Annotated in this window: 14 protein-coding genes; 11 read left to right on the top strand and 3 right to left on the bottom strand. The window is 70.3% G+C overall.

Annotation, left to right across the window (positions count from 1 at the left end; genetic code table 11):
• Nucleotides 1-21: 21 nt before the first annotated feature.
• The 3 genes from I5Q34_RS00520 to I5Q34_RS00510 all read right to left on the bottom strand — a co-directional run bounded on the left by I5Q34_RS00520 (nucleotide 22) and on the right by I5Q34_RS00510 (nucleotide 2,677).
• Nucleotides 22-678: an ABATE domain-containing protein gene (locus I5Q34_RS00520; RefSeq protein WP_199890061.1), complete on the bottom strand. Its 657-nt coding sequence runs from the start codon at nucleotides 676-678 to the stop codon at nucleotides 22-24.
• A gap of 119 nt (nucleotides 679-797) precedes the next feature.
• Complete coding sequence (locus I5Q34_RS00515) at nucleotides 798-1,031, bottom strand: hypothetical protein (RefSeq protein ID WP_199890060.1); 234 nt, start codon at nucleotides 1,029-1,031, stop codon at nucleotides 798-800.
• Nucleotides 1,032-1,468: 437 nt separating this feature from the next.
• Nucleotides 1,469-2,677, bottom strand: a complete 1,209-nt coding sequence (locus I5Q34_RS00510; RefSeq protein ID WP_199890059.1) for a hypothetical protein — start codon at nucleotides 2,675-2,677, stop codon at nucleotides 1,469-1,471.
• Between the two features lie 794 nt (nucleotides 2,678-3,471).
• On the opposite strand from I5Q34_RS00510, the gene I5Q34_RS00505 reads away from it, so the two are divergent.
• From I5Q34_RS00505 to I5Q34_RS00460, 11 genes are all read left to right on the top strand, one after another.
• Complete coding sequence (locus tag I5Q34_RS00505; protein ID WP_199890058.1) at nucleotides 3,472-3,978, top strand: RusA family crossover junction endodeoxyribonuclease; 507 nt, start codon at nucleotides 3,472-3,474, stop codon at nucleotides 3,976-3,978.
• Nucleotides 3,975-4,760, top strand: coding sequence for a hypothetical protein (locus tag I5Q34_RS00500; protein WP_199890057.1), 786 nt, complete (start codon nucleotides 3,975-3,977; stop codon nucleotides 4,758-4,760). Before I5Q34_RS00505 ends, I5Q34_RS00500 begins: the two co-directional genes overlap by 4 nt.
• Nucleotides 4,760-5,227 (top strand): hypothetical protein, encoded by a 468-nt coding sequence (locus I5Q34_RS00495; protein ID WP_199890056.1) that lies wholly within the window; start codon nucleotides 4,760-4,762, stop codon nucleotides 5,225-5,227. The genes I5Q34_RS00500 and I5Q34_RS00495 overlap by 1 nt, the downstream gene beginning before the upstream one ends.
• A 93-nt stretch (nucleotides 5,228-5,320) precedes the next feature.
• Nucleotides 5,321-8,074, top strand: coding sequence for a phage/plasmid primase, P4 family (locus I5Q34_RS00490; protein WP_199890055.1), 2,754 nt, complete (start codon nucleotides 5,321-5,323; stop codon nucleotides 8,072-8,074).
• Nucleotides 8,071-9,903 (top strand): DNA polymerase, encoded by a 1,833-nt coding sequence (locus I5Q34_RS00485; protein ID WP_199890054.1) that lies wholly within the window; start codon nucleotides 8,071-8,073, stop codon nucleotides 9,901-9,903. The genes I5Q34_RS00490 and I5Q34_RS00485 overlap by 4 nt, the downstream gene beginning before the upstream one ends.
• Before the next feature lie 346 nt (nucleotides 9,904-10,249).
• Nucleotides 10,250-10,855, top strand: coding sequence for a hypothetical protein (locus I5Q34_RS00480; RefSeq protein WP_199890053.1), 606 nt, complete (start codon nucleotides 10,250-10,252; stop codon nucleotides 10,853-10,855).
• A 4-nt stretch (nucleotides 10,856-10,859) separates the two neighbouring features.
• On the top strand, nucleotides 10,860-11,714 hold the full coding sequence (locus I5Q34_RS00475) for a hypothetical protein (RefSeq protein WP_199890052.1): 855 nt from the start codon (nucleotides 10,860-10,862) through the stop codon (nucleotides 11,712-11,714).
• Complete coding sequence (locus tag I5Q34_RS00470) at nucleotides 11,714-12,364, top strand: hypothetical protein (RefSeq protein WP_199890051.1); 651 nt, start codon at nucleotides 11,714-11,716, stop codon at nucleotides 12,362-12,364. The genes I5Q34_RS00475 and I5Q34_RS00470 overlap by 1 nt, the downstream gene beginning before the upstream one ends.
• Nucleotides 12,358-13,053: a hypothetical protein gene (locus I5Q34_RS00465; RefSeq protein ID WP_199890050.1), complete on the top strand. Its 696-nt coding sequence runs from the start codon at nucleotides 12,358-12,360 to the stop codon at nucleotides 13,051-13,053. Before I5Q34_RS00470 ends, I5Q34_RS00465 begins: the two co-directional genes overlap by 7 nt.
• Nucleotides 13,054-13,061: 8 nt before the next feature.
• Entirely contained in the window at nucleotides 13,062-13,187 is a 126-nt protein-coding gene (locus I5Q34_RS35420) for a hypothetical protein (RefSeq protein ID WP_267911892.1), read from the top strand.
• 582 nt (nucleotides 13,188-13,769) lie between these two features.
• Nucleotides 13,770-14,903, top strand: a complete 1,134-nt coding sequence (locus I5Q34_RS00460) for a hypothetical protein (RefSeq protein WP_199890049.1) — start codon at nucleotides 13,770-13,772, stop codon at nucleotides 14,901-14,903.
• Nucleotides 14,904-14,973: the final 70 nt, after the last annotated feature.

The raw sequence follows: 14,973 nt of genomic DNA, 5'->3' as shown, positions 1-14,973 counted from the left end.
CAAGTGGACCTGGCGCACCTGTCAGGACATGGGAGGTTTGACACCTTCCTGCCCGTCCTGACCCCTTGCGCCCTTCCCGTTGAGTGCCCTGCGGCGGTGGCGGGCGACGCGTTCGCGGTTGCCGCAGATCTCGCTGGAGCACCAGCGGCGGCGCCGGCCCCGGGAGGTGTCCAGGTAGAGGAGGCCGCAGCTCTCGCCCTCGCACTGGCGCAACAGGCCGCGCGCGGCCGGGTCGGTGAGCAGTTCGACGGCGTCGCGGGCGACCAGGCCCGCGAGCGCCCCGCAGTCCGGGGGGCCGGCGAGGGCGCGGACCAGGGCGCCGTCGCCGTCGCGCACGGCGCGGAGGGCGGGCGGCGCCACGGCGGCGAGGGCGTTGACGCGTTCGAGGTCGGCGGCGGCGGCGCGGCTTCCCCGGCCGTCGGCGACCTCCGCGTGCACCACGCGGTGCAGCAGGCCGCGGAGCGCGTGGAAGTGACGCAGCCAGCCGGAGTCCACCCCGTCCAGCGGGGTGCCGGGCGGGACGACGCGGGCGCCCAGCAGCCAGGCGCGCAGCCGTTCGGGGGTGGTCAGACGCTCGTACGGCTCCTCTCCGGGCCGCCCGCCCGCGGCGGCCGTGGCCACGAGGTCCAGGCAGAGCCGCCCGGAGTCGAACCGCAGGTCGTGAGGGGCCGCAGCCATGTGCGTGTCACCTTTTCCCTGGGGGATCCCTGTGGGGCCGTGCGCCTCCCCACAGGGTGCACGGCCCGGGGCCCGCCCGGAAGCCCTGCGCGGTGGTTCGGCTCCGGTTCGGCTCCGGTTCAGCCCCGCAGGAAGCCGTCTCCGTGGACGCCGATGTGCGCCTCCAGTGCGTTGAGCGCGTCCTGGGTGGCCTGCCCCGTGCCGCTGCCGCGCCGCTCCGCGTAGTACGCGGCGCCGAGGTTCTTCAGGAGTTCGCCGCCGGCCCGTTGGGCCTGCACCTCCTCGACCTTCTCCTTGCCCTGTTGCAGTGCCTGCTGGGCCTGCTCCTTGGCTCGGTCCAGAAATCCTGCCATGTCGGCCTCCGTGGAACGGATGGGTGGATGGAGCGAGGGGGTCTTGCTTCAGCCTTGTTCAGCCTTGTTCAACGGATCAATTGTCGATCGCGGGGAGGCGGAGCGGCAAGCGATGTGGATCAACTCGTGGCCCGGCCGCGTTGGGGCCCGGCTCGCCCCGGGGGCGGCAACCGCCCTCCGGGCGGTTGTCCTCAAGGTCCCCGGAGGGGGCAACCCCCAGACGGGCTGGGTGCCCCTCCCCGCCCTTTCACCGTTTCTTCGCGCTCCGCGCGGGGGGCAACGTGGCTGCGCCGCGTTCGTCCTCAAACGCCGGACGGGCTGAAATGGCGCGCCGAATCAGCCCGTCCGGCGCTTGAGGACAGCGCCCGGAGGGCGCTTCGGGGTCCGGGGCGGAGCCCCGGGGAAACGGTGAAAGGGCGGGACCGGGGCATCCCCCACTACCCCCCAGCCCTCACCCGCTTCCGCCACACCAGCACACCACCCGCCACAACGACGCCCACCGCCCCCACGACCACCGGCGCAACGCCACCCCCACCACCGGAGGCACCCGAGCCGGTCACACTGACCGCATTGGTAACACCAGGCGCAACAGACGCACCCCCTTGCGTCACCACAAGCCGCCCCGTCCTCCGCACCCGCCCATGGTGACTGACCACCGTCACCGGGTACGCCCCCGGCCCCAGCGCCCTCCGGATCCGCGCCGGACCGTAGTACCGCGGGTCGTCCCCGTCCCCGGAGCGGCTCTCGTCGCGGCGCAGGGGCACCGGCCGCTCGAAGGCGGGGGACGTGGCGGTGAGCCGGCCCTCCTCGCCCGGGTCGGGCGCCGCGTCGTGCCACAGCACGTTCACCGTGCCGCCGGCCGCCGCAGGCCCGTCCGCGCGGGCCCGCCCCGGCCCGCCGGGAGCGGTGAAGAACGCGGGGCCGCGCGCCCGGCCCAGATAGTCGCCGTCCCCGGGACGCGCCGCCCGGACCGTCACCGTCCGCTCCCCCCGCGCCCGCCCGTCCGGGCCGGCGAGGACGATCCGGTACGTGCCGTCCTTGGCATCCTGCGGCAGCGTCGCGGTCCCCGTGAACATCCGGGGGTTGTTCCAGTGACTGCCCCGCGGGTCGTGGACCAGCCGCACGGGACCCGGCAGGACCGGCGAGCGGGCCGTGAAGGAGGACCCCGTCCCGCCGGGGCGCAGGTCGTCGAACCACAGACCGAACCGCTCGCCCGGCCGCACCACCCCGTCCTCGTCCGACAGCCGGAACGACGGCGGCTTCTGGGGCCGCACCCGGACCAGGTCCCGGGCCACGGTCCGGTCGCCGACCCGGACGGCGAGCGGGTACGCGCCGGGGCGTGCCGTCATCGCGACGGCGGGCCGCCCGCGGTGGCCCCGCGCGCGGCGGTCGTGCTCATAGGGGGCGAGCCGGACGGGACGACGGCCGAAGGCCGACGAGTGGACGGTCACCGGTGCCCCGGGCCGCACGCCCTGCACGTCCACGGCGACCAGTTCACCGGGCCGGTTCTCGAACGCCCCGCTCAGCACCACGTGCACGGCGTCGTCGGCGGGCGGGCCGGTCGCCCCGGACGCCGGCCCGCCGCCCATGAGCAGCACCGCGCCGGTGACCGTCGCCACGGCAGCGGCCGCCCGGATCCCTCCCATGGCGCCACCCCCCTCTGTCCATAAAAGAGGGCCGTTTCCGGCCCCCGGTTGCGCGTGTTCCCGGCCAGGAACCCGGCCGGGAACGGCGAAGGCCCCACCGCCAGGGGCGGTGGGGCCTTGCCTCACATGGGATGAGTGGAGATGGCGGGAATCGAACCCGCCAATTCGCCCTGCTCTGGCCTGCGATTTTTCGCGTTTCCGCAGGTGACAGCCGCACAGGCTGACACAAGCTGACACGCGATAACCCACGTTAGCAGGCCCGGTGCCCCCACGGGGGGCACGGATGATCATGGTCTGGCAGACCCTCACGGGGCTCCCAAAAGCCCGCCTCTGGTCACCGGTGAGCATGTGGCAAGCCTCTCCTGCAACCCGACTCGCCGACCAGTGGCCTCAGCCACAGGCGTCAGTCACGCGGCGTCATTGGCTGGCACGTTATGCACCGTCAAGGGTATGAAGCGACCCAAACTGGCATATCTGCCGAGCCCGCAAGAGGCACCGACGCTCTCGGTGCCCGACGCGGGTCGCCTCGCCTTCGATCTCGGCCGCACCGCCTCGTACGCAGCAGCGCGGCGCGGCGAGTTCCCGATCATCCGCATGGGTGGAAAGGTGCGCGTCTCGACGGCCCTCTTGTGGGAGCGGCTCACGGGGCGTCCCTACGAACCGGCCCCCGCGCAAACACCCGCGGCCCAACCCTTGCCGCGCGCCCGGAACAACAGACGGCGCCCTGCCAACGATCACGCGGGCCGCGCGGCCCAGCACAACGCGCTAGTGACCACGGACTCCGGGGAGGCGCTATGACCTCCCCGGAATCCCTGACGATCACCACACTCGGACGGCCCGCCGCACAGGGCTCCAAGAGGCTCCTCGGCCGCGTCATGGTCGAAGCCTCCGCCGCCGTGGCCCCATGGCGCGCCGCCGTCACCCAGGCCGCCGTCGACGCCATCGCCGAGGCCGGGCACGAGGTGCGTCCCGTCTACAACGGCCCCGTCTTCGTGGACATGTGCTTCACGGTGAGGAAGCCGACCTCCGCGCCGAAGACCCGGGTGAGCTGGCCGAGCACGAGGCCGGACTTGGACAAGCTGGTGCGTGCCTGCGGCGACGCCATCGTGGCGGCCGGCGTACTGCGCGACGACGCGCAGATCGTCGAACTGGCCGCGGCCAAGCGGTACCCGTTGGAGGGCCCCGGATCACTCCCGGTCCCTGGCGTCGTCATCACCGTCCAGCCCGCCGACCACCAGCCCACCCTCGGCACCGACAACGACCCCGTCGTCAGCCTCGACGCGGCGAGGTGGACGCCATGACTCAGCCCCGCCTCGCTCGGCAGAACTGCAGCATCGGACGCGTCTACCGCAACCCGATCACCGGTGAGGAGGCGCCGAGCATCACCACGATCACCGGCATGCTCAACAAGGCCGCGCTCGCCCCTTGGTACGCCCGCGAAGCCGCCGAGTACGCCGTCTCCAGCTGGTCCGAACTCTCCTCCTTGCCGGAGCGCGAACGCATCGACCTGATCAAGGCGGCCCCCAGGCGCACCTCGGAGGCCGCCGCCACCCTCGGCAGCAATGTCCACGCGGCCGTCGAAAAACTCGCCACCGGCCAGACTCTCAACGGACACGGCCCCGAACTCGACACGTTCCTCGACCAGTTCGGCGACTTCTGTGCCACCTGGAACCCGGAGTTCATCGCCGCCGAGGCCACCATCTGGAACCGGGCCCACGAGTACGCGGGCACCCTCGACGCCATCGTGAGCATCGCTGGCAGGAACTACCTCGTCGACTACAAGACCGGCGCGTCCGGCGTCTGGCCCGACGTTCAACTCCAGCTCGAAGGGCTCGCTCACGGCGAGTTCATCCTCCACGAGGACGGCGCCGAGCTCCCCATGCCCCACATCGACGCCCTCGCCGCCCTGCACCTGCGGCCCGAGGGCTGGGAGCTCGTCCAGGTCCACCGTTGCGAGACCGCCTGGCGGGCGTTCCTCGGCGCCCGTGCCGCCCTCACCTGGCACACCCGCCAGCACCAAGCGTTCGGCAAACGCCTGCACGGCGCCGCCGACCAACCCACAACAGAAGGAGAGGCCGCGTGATGGCCGCCAAGAAGAACAACGACAACCCCGGCAACAACCCGGAGCAGGAGGACCTGCTCTCCTCCATGAAGGACGACGCCACCACCGACGAGTCCTTCGACCTCCTGGCCACCCTCGACGGCACCAGCGCCGACCCCTGGATCGCCCAGGAGCACGGCGACGGCATCCAGGGTGTCGTCACCGCCCTCGACGAGACCACCAGCGACTTCGGGCCCGAGCCTGTCCCCGTCGTCACCGTCCGCACCGCCGACGGAAGCGAGAAGCGGGTCACGGCCTATCACGGCGTACTCCGCAACGAGATCCGAAAGGCCGCCCCGCAGGTCGGCGACACCTTCGCCTGCCGGTACTTCGGCCAGAAGGAGTCCAAGAGTGGATCGACCTACCACCACTACCAAGTGAAGGTCGTCCGCAGCACCACCCCGCCCCCCGCCACGGGCGGCCCCGTCCCGGCCGGCGTCCCCTTCTAACCCCCGGCACACAGCAGGGCGCCCCGGGATGCACACCCCGGGGCGCCCGCCAAGCAGTGGATATCCAACTACCCACCCAGTAAGGACAATTCTATGGAAACCGCAACAAACAAACCAGACACCACGCAGGTCACCGCCGCCACCTGGCAGGACCTCAACATCACCAAGGAGCACGCCCAGCTCCTCGCCGACGCCGCCATCACACCACAGGCCGCCAAGGCCGCTGGCATCTACTCCATCAAGACCACCGAGGAACTGCCGCCGGAGTTCGCCGACTACGGGACCGAAGCCGTCCCCGCCCTGCTGTTCCCCATCTGGAAGCCGCCCGACAGCGACAAAGAACCCGTCCCGCAGCTACGGCCCGACAAGCCCTTGCGCAGCGGCGCCAAGTACGTCTTCCCCACAGGCCAGGGCCCCGGCATCGGTGAGCTCCGTGCCCCCGACGGCAAGGGCCGCCCCGTCCTGATCGTCGAAGGCACGAAACAAGCTCTGGCCGCCGCCAGCTGGGCACCGGACGACTACGGCGTCTACGCCCTGGCCGGCTGCAACGGAGCCTCGAAAGTCGATGTCGGCTTCGCCGAAGGTCACCCCGTCTGCCTCTTCTTCGACGCCGACTGGAAAACCAACCCCCACGTGTGGGACGGCGCCGATCGCCTGCACCACGCCCTGACCGTCGCCGGAGCCAAGACCATCGCCTTCTGTCGCGTCCCTGTCGGCGGCAAGGAGGGTTTGGACGACTACCTGGGCCGCGTCCCCGGCGACCAGCGCCGCCGCCGCATCCTACGCATGATCGACAAGGCCGAGGACGGCCTCGGGCGCCGCCCGGCATCCAGACGCGCCACCGGGCTCAGCCGCGAAGAGGCCGAAGGCCGCCCGGTCCTCCCCCCGCCCCACGAACCCCTTAAAGTCGCCGAGGCGCTCCTGATCCCGTATCTCCACGAGGGACTGCTCACCCTCCACGCGTGGCGCGGCTCCTGGATGAAGTGGGACACCGCCTGCTGGAAGGAGTTCCCCGACGACGAGATGCGCGCCGCCTTCTACCGCGCCACCGGCGATGCCGTGTGCACCGGCGAAAAGGGCAGCGTGTACGCCTGGGCGCCGAACCGTCGCACCGTCGGCGACCTGTCGGAGGCGTTCGCGGCCCTGGTGCACCTGCCCCAATCCGTCGAGATGCCCTGCTTCCTGACCCCTCCTCCACCAGAGGGTGGTCCAGGTTCTGGTCCAGGTCCGGTCCAGGCAAAAACGATCAACAGTAAGGCTGTGACCTGCGAAGGGTCCAAGCGGTCCACACGGTCCACGCAAAACAACAAAGAGCTGCTTATGGGGAAGCGGCTTGTCATCTCCTGCACCAATGGACTCCTGGATGTCGCCACCCGCACCCTGACACCGCACACCCCGGCGTTCTTCAACACCGTCGCCGTCCCCTACCCCTACACCCCCGGCGCCACCTGCCCGGCCTGGGAGACGTTCCTGCGCGAGCTGTGGCCGGACGAGCCTGACAACATCCGCCTCCTCCAGGAGTGGTTCGGGTACGTCGTCTCGGGCCTGACCAGCCACCACAAGATCCTGCTGCTCGTCGGCCCCCCGCGCTCCGGCAAGGGCACCGCCGCCATCGTCCTCATCAAGCTCATGGGCGGCACCGGCCTCGAAGACGACGACACCCCTGTCACCGGCACCACCGCGGTGGCCGCCCCCTCCATGGAGGACTTCTCCGCCCACTTCGGCCTGGAACAGCTCATCGGCAAACCCCTCGCGGTCATCCCCGATGCCCGCCTCTCCCGCAAAGGCGCCCGGTCCGCCGTGGAAAAGCTGCTGTCGGTCAGCGCCAAAGACACCGTCACCGTCCACCGCAAGCACCGCACCGACTGGATCGGACGGCTCCCTACTCGCATCGTGATGCTCTCCAACGAACTGCCGGCCTTCGAGGACTCCTCCGGCGCCATCGCGGGCCGCTTCCTCGTCCTCCAGACCCACCAGTCCTTCTTCGGCCGCGAAGACCCCACCCTCGCCAAGAAGCTGGAGAAGGAACTCCCCGGCATCCTCAACTGGGCGCTGAACGGACTCGACCGTCTCATGCAGAACGGACGGTTCACCGTGCCAGCCGGCTCGAAGGAGGCCGTCACGGCGATGCAGGAGATCGCCTCTCCGGTCACCGTGTTCATCAACGAGTGCTGCACCGTCTGCCCCGATTGCCAGACCCCCTGCGACGAACTGTGGCAGGAGTGGACAACCTGGGCCCAGGACCACGGCGTCCCCACAGGAACGCGGGAGGTCTTCGGCCGTGATCTCCGTGCCGCCGTACCCAGGGTCCGCAAGTCGCGGCCCCGAGAGGACGGCAAGCGGCTGTGGACCTACTCCGGCATCGCCTTTGCGCACTCTCATAAAAATGAATTCGGTCCCCCCATCGCGGACCGCGTGGACCAGGTGGACAACCCGCAGGTCAGAGCGGGTGCGGTCGATGACGAGCGCCTGGACCAGAACCTGGACCGCGCATGGACCACGGCCGCCACCGTCATGTCCGGCCCCGAGCCGGACCTCTTCTACGCCGACGAGCCTCCGTTCCCCGACGACGGCCTCCCCGCTCTCGTTCTCCCGCCGTCCCCCACGCCGGACACCCGACCGCAGGACGGCACCGTGCACGGCATCCCCCTCGCCCACGACCCCGGGGGCATCCCCTGGGACACCGCCGATCTGTGCGACTGGACCACCGAGCACCTGCCGGCGTCCCCGCCCGGCACCTGCCCCCGGTGCGGCGGTCGGCTCCAGCCGCTGCCCCCGGCGATGCTGCTGCGCTCCTGCCCCGCCTGCTTCCCCAGCGACTACCCGCAGAAGGGAGAGGCGGCATGACGCTGACCGCCACCGTCCAAGGCGAGACCGTCCGCCTGCACACCCCCGCGGACTACGACCCGGCCCTGTTCACCGCCACCCTCGACAGCGACCAGCTTCTCGGTCTGGACACCGAGACCACCGGTTTCCCCGACAAGCACCCTGGCGTCTTCGGCACAGGCGGCCAGCTGCGCCTGGTCCAAGTCGCCACCCGCACCGACGCGTGGGTCCTCGACATGAACCTCCCCGAACAGCGGGGTGCCGTCACCAACCTGCTCGCCGACCCGGGACGGCGGTTCGTCACGCACTCCCCCTACGACGTGTTCACCGTGTGGCGCGGGCTGGGAGTGTGGTTGGGGCAGCGCACCCTGGACACGATGCTGCTGCACCAGCTCGTCAGCCCGGGCGGCAAGCAGGTCCGCCACGGCCTGAAGAAGATCACCGCCGAGCTCATGGACAGCGGCCTCGCGGACGCCGCGCAGGCTCTCACCGACCGTTTCCGGCAGCTCGCCCCCGCCGACGTGGGCCGGAAGGCGGCGGACATCAAGCGGTGGGGCTTCACCCACATCCCGGCCGACGACGAAACCTACCTGCGCTACGCCGCCCTCGACGCCCTCTACGTGCGCCGCCTCACCCCGCTCCTAACCGCCCAGTGCGCCCCGTACGCGCACCTCGTACGGACCGAGCACTGGCTGTACGCGCAGATGGCAGCCGTCACCGCACGGGGCATCCGCATCGACACCGACCGCACGGAAACACTCCACACCAAGGTCAAAACCGAAGTCGACGCCCACCTCGCGGAGGTCGCCACCCTGACCGGCTGCAACCCGCGCTCGGTCAAGCTGACCGCCTGGCTCGCCGAGCACGGCGCCGTCTCCACCCGCCGCACCGACAACGGCAACCCGTCCCTGGACAAGGAAGCCCTCGCCGAACTCGTCCACCTCCACGGCGACGACCCGGTGGTGGGGCCGGTGCTGCGCGCCAAGCAGGCCGCCCAGGAGCGCACCAACGCCCTCAATATCCTGGCCAGCTTCCTCGCCTACGCCGACGCCGCCGGACGCGTTCACCCGAACGTCAACACCCTCAAAGCGGTCACCGCGCGTATGTCCATGGACAAGCCCGCGCTCCAGACCCTCAAGAAGTCCCCGGACCCCGGCGAGGCGGAGGTGTCGGAGGACGACGCGTCCCGGCTGCGCGAGTGCGTCATCGCCGAGGACGGCCACGTCCTGGTCTCCGCGGACTTCAAGGCGGTGGAGGTGCGCATCGCCGCCGCCCTCGCCCAGGAGACCAAGCTCATCGACGCCTTCCACGCCGGAGCCGACCCCCACAACCTGACCGCGAAGCTGATGTTCGGCGACGGATTCACCCCCGCCCAGCGCACGCTGGCCAAACGGGCCATGTTCGGCACCCTCTACGGCATCGGCTTCGCCAAGCTCGCCCGCTCCACCGGCATCACCGAAGACGCCGCCCGGGATGTCATCGGCCGGTTCCGCCGCGCCTACCCCCGGCTGCGCAGGTTCGGGTTCGACATGGAGAAGCAGGACACCGTCGTCACCGCTTCCGGCCGGCACCTGCCCGCCGACCCCAACAAGCGCTACAGGTCGCTGAACTACGTGATCCAGTCCAGTGGGCGTGACCTGCTCGTCGACGCCTTCTACAAGCTGGCCACCACCACCGAGTACGGGCGATGTGTGCTGCTGCTGGTGCACGACGAGATCGTTCTCCAGGTCCCCACCGGACAGGCCGAGGCGGCATTGGAGACGCTGACCGGCTGCATGACCGGCCGGTTCATGGGCGTGCCGATCGAGGCCGACGGCACCATTCACGGCCCCCGCTGGGGTGCCAAGTGAGCGGTGAGGGTCGACTGGTGCTGGCGGAGTGTGCGCGCTGTCCGGCGCCGGTGCTGCGGACGACAGTGAGTGGGGTGTCGTGGCGACTGGGGTCGTGGACGGTGCCGCCGGCTGACGGCGTGGTGCTGCTGCGGTGGGGGCATCCGGTGCTGCGGGTGCGCCGGTCAGTGGGCGGGGCGTGGCGGTGCTGCGGGGGCTGGCTGCCGCGCGTGCATTCGCTGGAGCGGGAGTGGCTGGTGACGGAACATCGGTGCGGGTACGGCGGTGGTTGACGAGTTTGTTCCACAGTGGGACAAAATTTCACAAGTTGGACTACTGTCCAGTTTTGGAAGGGCTCTGATCTGGGATGTACAAGGTCATCGAGCTGGATGAGAACACCGTGCCCTGGGAGCGGCAGCCGGGCGAGAGCGCGCAGATGTACGCGCGGTTCGAGCGGTACCTGGCCATGGGACCGAAGCGGTCTTTGGTCGAACTGGCGTCGCAGATGGATGCCCCGTACGGCTCCGTGAGGCAGTGGTCGAGCGTGGGCCGGTGGGCTGAGCGTGTGGGCTGCTATCAGTCGCACGTGTTCCAGATGGCGATGCGCGGCGGGTCGGCGGCGGTGCTGCGGACGGCGGTGATGGTGCAGGACGGGATGGAGAGGGCGGTACGCAATCTGGTGCCGATGCTGCCGGATGCTGCGGTGGGCAGGAAGGTGTCGGCTTCGAGGGCGACGGAGTTGTTCTTGATGGCGTCGCGGGAGAGCCGGGAATGGGCGACGTCGGGGGTCTTTCCGCAGGACACGGTCGTGGGGCGGCGTGGGCAGGTGGCTGCGTTGCTGGAGTCGGAGGCTGGGCGGGAGCTGGGCGAGGCGATGGAGGAGCTGTTCCGTACGGTGCCGGGGGCGCGGGAGGCGTTCATCGGGGCGGTGGAGCGCCGGGACCGGCGGGCCCTGGAGCAGGGGGAGGCGTAGGGCTGTGGCCGGGCTGCTGGATGCGGTGGCGGTGCGGGCCTCGCCGTTGTTGCTGGCGTCCCGGGCGGGGGTGGGGCTGGATGTGTGGCAGCAGGAGTTTCTCGGGGTGGCGGGGGTATCGGCGGAGGTGTGGGCGCGGCTGCATGGGCCGGTGGGGCTGCGGGGGTTGTTGAGGTGCGGGCGGCAAACGGGCAAGAGCTTGTCGTTGGCGGTGGCGTGCACGTACAGGGCGTTGGTGGAGCCGGAGTTGGATGTTGTGGTGGTGGCGCCGACCGCCGCTCAGGCCGCCGGGCTGATCCTGAAGTGCAAAAAGATCGCTCAGGCGGCGGGGCTGACGCTCTACCGGGACGCGGTCACGATGCTGCATTTGGCGCCGGGATCGCGGGGCCGGATCATCGCGATCCCGGCGTCGGGGAGCGTGCGGGGTCTGTCCACCGGGCTCATGGCGGTTGATGAGGGTGCTTGGGTCGGTGACGAGGTGTACTTCGCGGTGTTGTTGCCGATGCTGGCGGCGGTCCCGGGTTCGTCGCTGGTGGCGGCCAGCACGCCAAGGGGTCAGACGGGCTGGTGGTACCGGGCTCATGAGCAGGAGGGGGAAGCGTGGCGGCGCTGGTCGGCGACCTGGCGGGACACCGGGGGCCGGGTGTCAGCGGAGTGGGTGGAGGCGTACCGGGCGTCGGTGCCCGCCCATGTGGCGGCGGCGGAGATCGATTGTGATTTCGTCGGGTCGGTGGGCGGCGTGTTCTCGGCGCAGTTGATCGACGGCATGTTCACCGACAACGACCGCCTGCTGTTCCCCGCGGACATTTTCGGCCCGGACTGGGATGATCCGAAGCGCGATGAGGGCTGGCCCACCTGATGGCCCGGCTGCTGATCCTCAGCATGGACGTCGGCCAGTCCCGCGACAGCGCGGCCTGGGTCGGGATTGTGCCCGACGGACGCCGCCCCACCGGCCCCGTGCCCCGGTGGCGGGCGGTGGTCTGCGAAACCGCCCCACTCGGCACCCCGTACGAACAGCTGACGGCGTGGACGGTGAGACGGACGGAGCGGGCCGCCCTCAAGGGCTGGCCGGTGCTGATCGCCGTGGACGCAACCGGCGTGGGGCGTGCGGTCGTCGAGTCGCTGCGCACCGCTATCACCGCCCGCGCCTGCGCCGACGTGGTGGATGTGCTCGCGGTCACCGCGCACGGCGGCACGAAGGTCGGCGGGCAGTGGCCGGACCTGACCGTGCCCAAGACCGACCTGGTGCACACGCTGCTCGTGGATGCCGAGCAGCAGGCCGTGCACATCGACCCCACCCTGCCGGCCGCGCACCGTCTCGCTGGTGAGCTTGCCGCCTACCGGGCGAAGAACACGCCGGGCGGGAAGATGCGCTACGAGCACGGACGCTCCACCCAGCACGACGACCTGGTCTCCGCCGCGCAGCACGCCTGCTGGGCCGGACGTCGTTGGGCCACCACCGTGGCCCGCATCAACCGCACCTGCGACATCGAGGAGACCCCGTGGTGAGCATCCTGGGCATCCCGAACTTTCCGCACACGCCGCACATCACGCCCGCCCAGCTGATCGCTGCCCAGGCCCGCCAGGCCGCGGTGGAGGCCGGGCAGTGGGAGCCGCCCCCTGAGCGGCACATCATCGACGCCGGACTCGGCGACACCAAACGCCCCACCGCCATCGTGGCCGCCACCTGCCACCGCGGGGGCGCCATCGACGTCCGCGGCACCTACGTCTCCCGCCCCGGCACCCCCTACACCGACACCGCTGCTGCCATCGTCCGTCTCCTCGCCCAGCTGCCCGATGACGGTGTCCAGGCCGATGTGCGGGTGTGTGCCTCGTGCGCGGGTCGCAGTGTCGCCGACCGGGTGGCCCGCGATGTGCGTACCGCCCGTACCCGTTGGGGGCCGGTCCTCACCTACACGTGGAACACGCCAGGTCGGCCGGAGGGGGTGCGGGTCGTGCACCGCAAAGAAGCCGCCGGCACGGTGGTGTGGGTCAGTGAGAAGCAGCTGCTGCACATCCCCCTCCAGCTCAAACACGCTTCCCGGCTGCGTGCCTCTCTCGGTTCGTTCACCGCCGGCTGTCACCTGAACGATGCCGGTGAGGATCGGTACGGCGACACCGCCGACCTGGAGATGGAAGGTCTGATCCTGGGGGTGTGCTCGATCGCGTACGCGGTACGGTACCTGGCCACGGCGTGATGAGCGGCATGCCGGAACACCTTGATGCGGTCCGCGAGTTCAACGAGCACGAGCCACACGACGCCCTGGACGATGCCGCCGAGGCCGGGCTTGTGTGGGACGGGCACGACGAGTACGAGTGGGAGCGCCGGTGAGCCCCGTCCGCTGGGCCCTCGCTACGGTCGCCGTGGTGCTGGCCGGTGCAGTGTGGGCTGCCGTCGGGGACGTGGTGGCCGGGCTGGTCCGGCGGCGGATACAGGCCGACTGACCAGGGCGCTCGGTAAGTGCGTGGGAAGACGCGCGGAAACACCGGCACGAAGTCCCAGGTCACAGCGGGCGTGCTGCCTTTACCGCGCTTCCCGCGCTTTCCGCGCAGCACTCGGCCGCCCAGACATTCTTCGCGGGTTCTTTCGCGCCCTCAGCGAAGAGTCCCGGCCTTGTTTGCCCAGGTCACAGGCTTACACGGGACTTATTTCGCAGAATTCGCATGTTTCGCAGGCTCAGACCGCGAACAGGGACGGCTGGACTGTCTCCGGCTCAGCGAACAGCTCGGGCTGGACGACGAGACCGCCCTCGGGCTGCGGCGCCGGGCGCGGCGGGCGTACGGGGCAGGAGACCAGCGCGGCGACACGCGCCCCAGGGCGCCGGACGCGACTGACAGGTGGCCAGAGCGCTGGGCATACTGGCCGCGATGCGCATGCTGGCCACCGCTCACCACCCAGCGATTACCACCATCCTTGCAAGGAGATCAGGTAACACCGGCTAAGGCGGCCGAGGAGAACCGGGCCGATCCACTCAACACCTCCCGGCGCGGGCACCTGGCGGTGAGGAACCGACGCGAGCACGAACAGCGGCCCCGCGCCGTTGCTGGCTTCTTCGCGCCGCAGCCGATCGACCCGGCCCAGATCGAGGCGACCGACTCGGCCGAGCGTCTGGCCGCGTACGAAGCCGCCATCGCCGCGGCCCAGGGCAGGGCGGAGGAGACCATCCAGGCGGCGAGGATTCGCTTCGATGTCGAGGTCTCGGCCGCCATGCGCGGGATCGCCTCCGAGAAATTGCATGCCGAGCAGTACGGCACCATCGAGGACTATGCCGAGAAGCGATGGGGGCTGAAACGGCCGACCTACTACGAGATCATGAAGGCGGCCCCGGTCATGGTGGTCGCGATGTCTGGAATCCCAAATACACGGCAGCGGACGGAAGTTGAAGCTTCAGCCGGGCAGGACGCGGCCCTGCCTGTCCAGAGGAACGACGACGGCGCCGAAGTGGTGTCCGGAATTCCAGACACCCCCTCGAAGCCTGTGCTGCTGAACCGCCAGCAGGCCATCGAGACGGCCCCCGTGCTGCGTGATCAAGGCGAGGACGAGACCCGCCGCTTCCTCGCTGACGTCGTCGCCGAATGTGCCGAGAAGAAGGCCAAGCTCACCGCCGCCGCCATCAAGCAGGCCCGGATCGCCCGCTACGGCGACGACGGCCAGGAGCGGCAGACGACCGGCACCACACAGAACACGGACGGGCAAAGCGAGGACGGCATCCAGGAAGCCGAGATCGTCCCAGACCCACCTCTGGCGACGCTGAAAGGCCGACGAGAGGAGTCCTCCGCGCTGAAGAAGGCCATCACGGCGGACCTCTTCACCCACGCGCTTGAGGACAAGGCAACCGATCCTGTCGCGTACAACCGCGCTCGCAACGGGATCATCAGCGATCTAAAGACCGCGCTAAAGGCCGCCCAAAAGGCCCCGGTCGCGTTCGCTCCCGCGCCCGCGTGCCGGCACTGCGGCACGATCCCCGTGCAGGGCGAAGGCTCGTACCAGGAGTACTGGTGGTGCACCCAGTGCGAGGTCACCCAAGGCATCTGCAAGCCCGCCTGAGAGCAGTGCGGCCCCGCCCCCGTTTACGCAGGTCAGCAGCGTGCCGTGGAATCTTAAGCAGTGATGTACG

It is taken from the genome of Streptomyces sp. AV19, from assembly GCF_015999245.1.
Taxonomy (GTDB): Bacteria; Actinomycetota; Actinomycetes; order Streptomycetales; family Streptomycetaceae; genus Streptomyces.
Note: the sequence above shows the minus strand (reverse complement) of the source record. Positions and strands in the feature narration are given on the sequence as shown.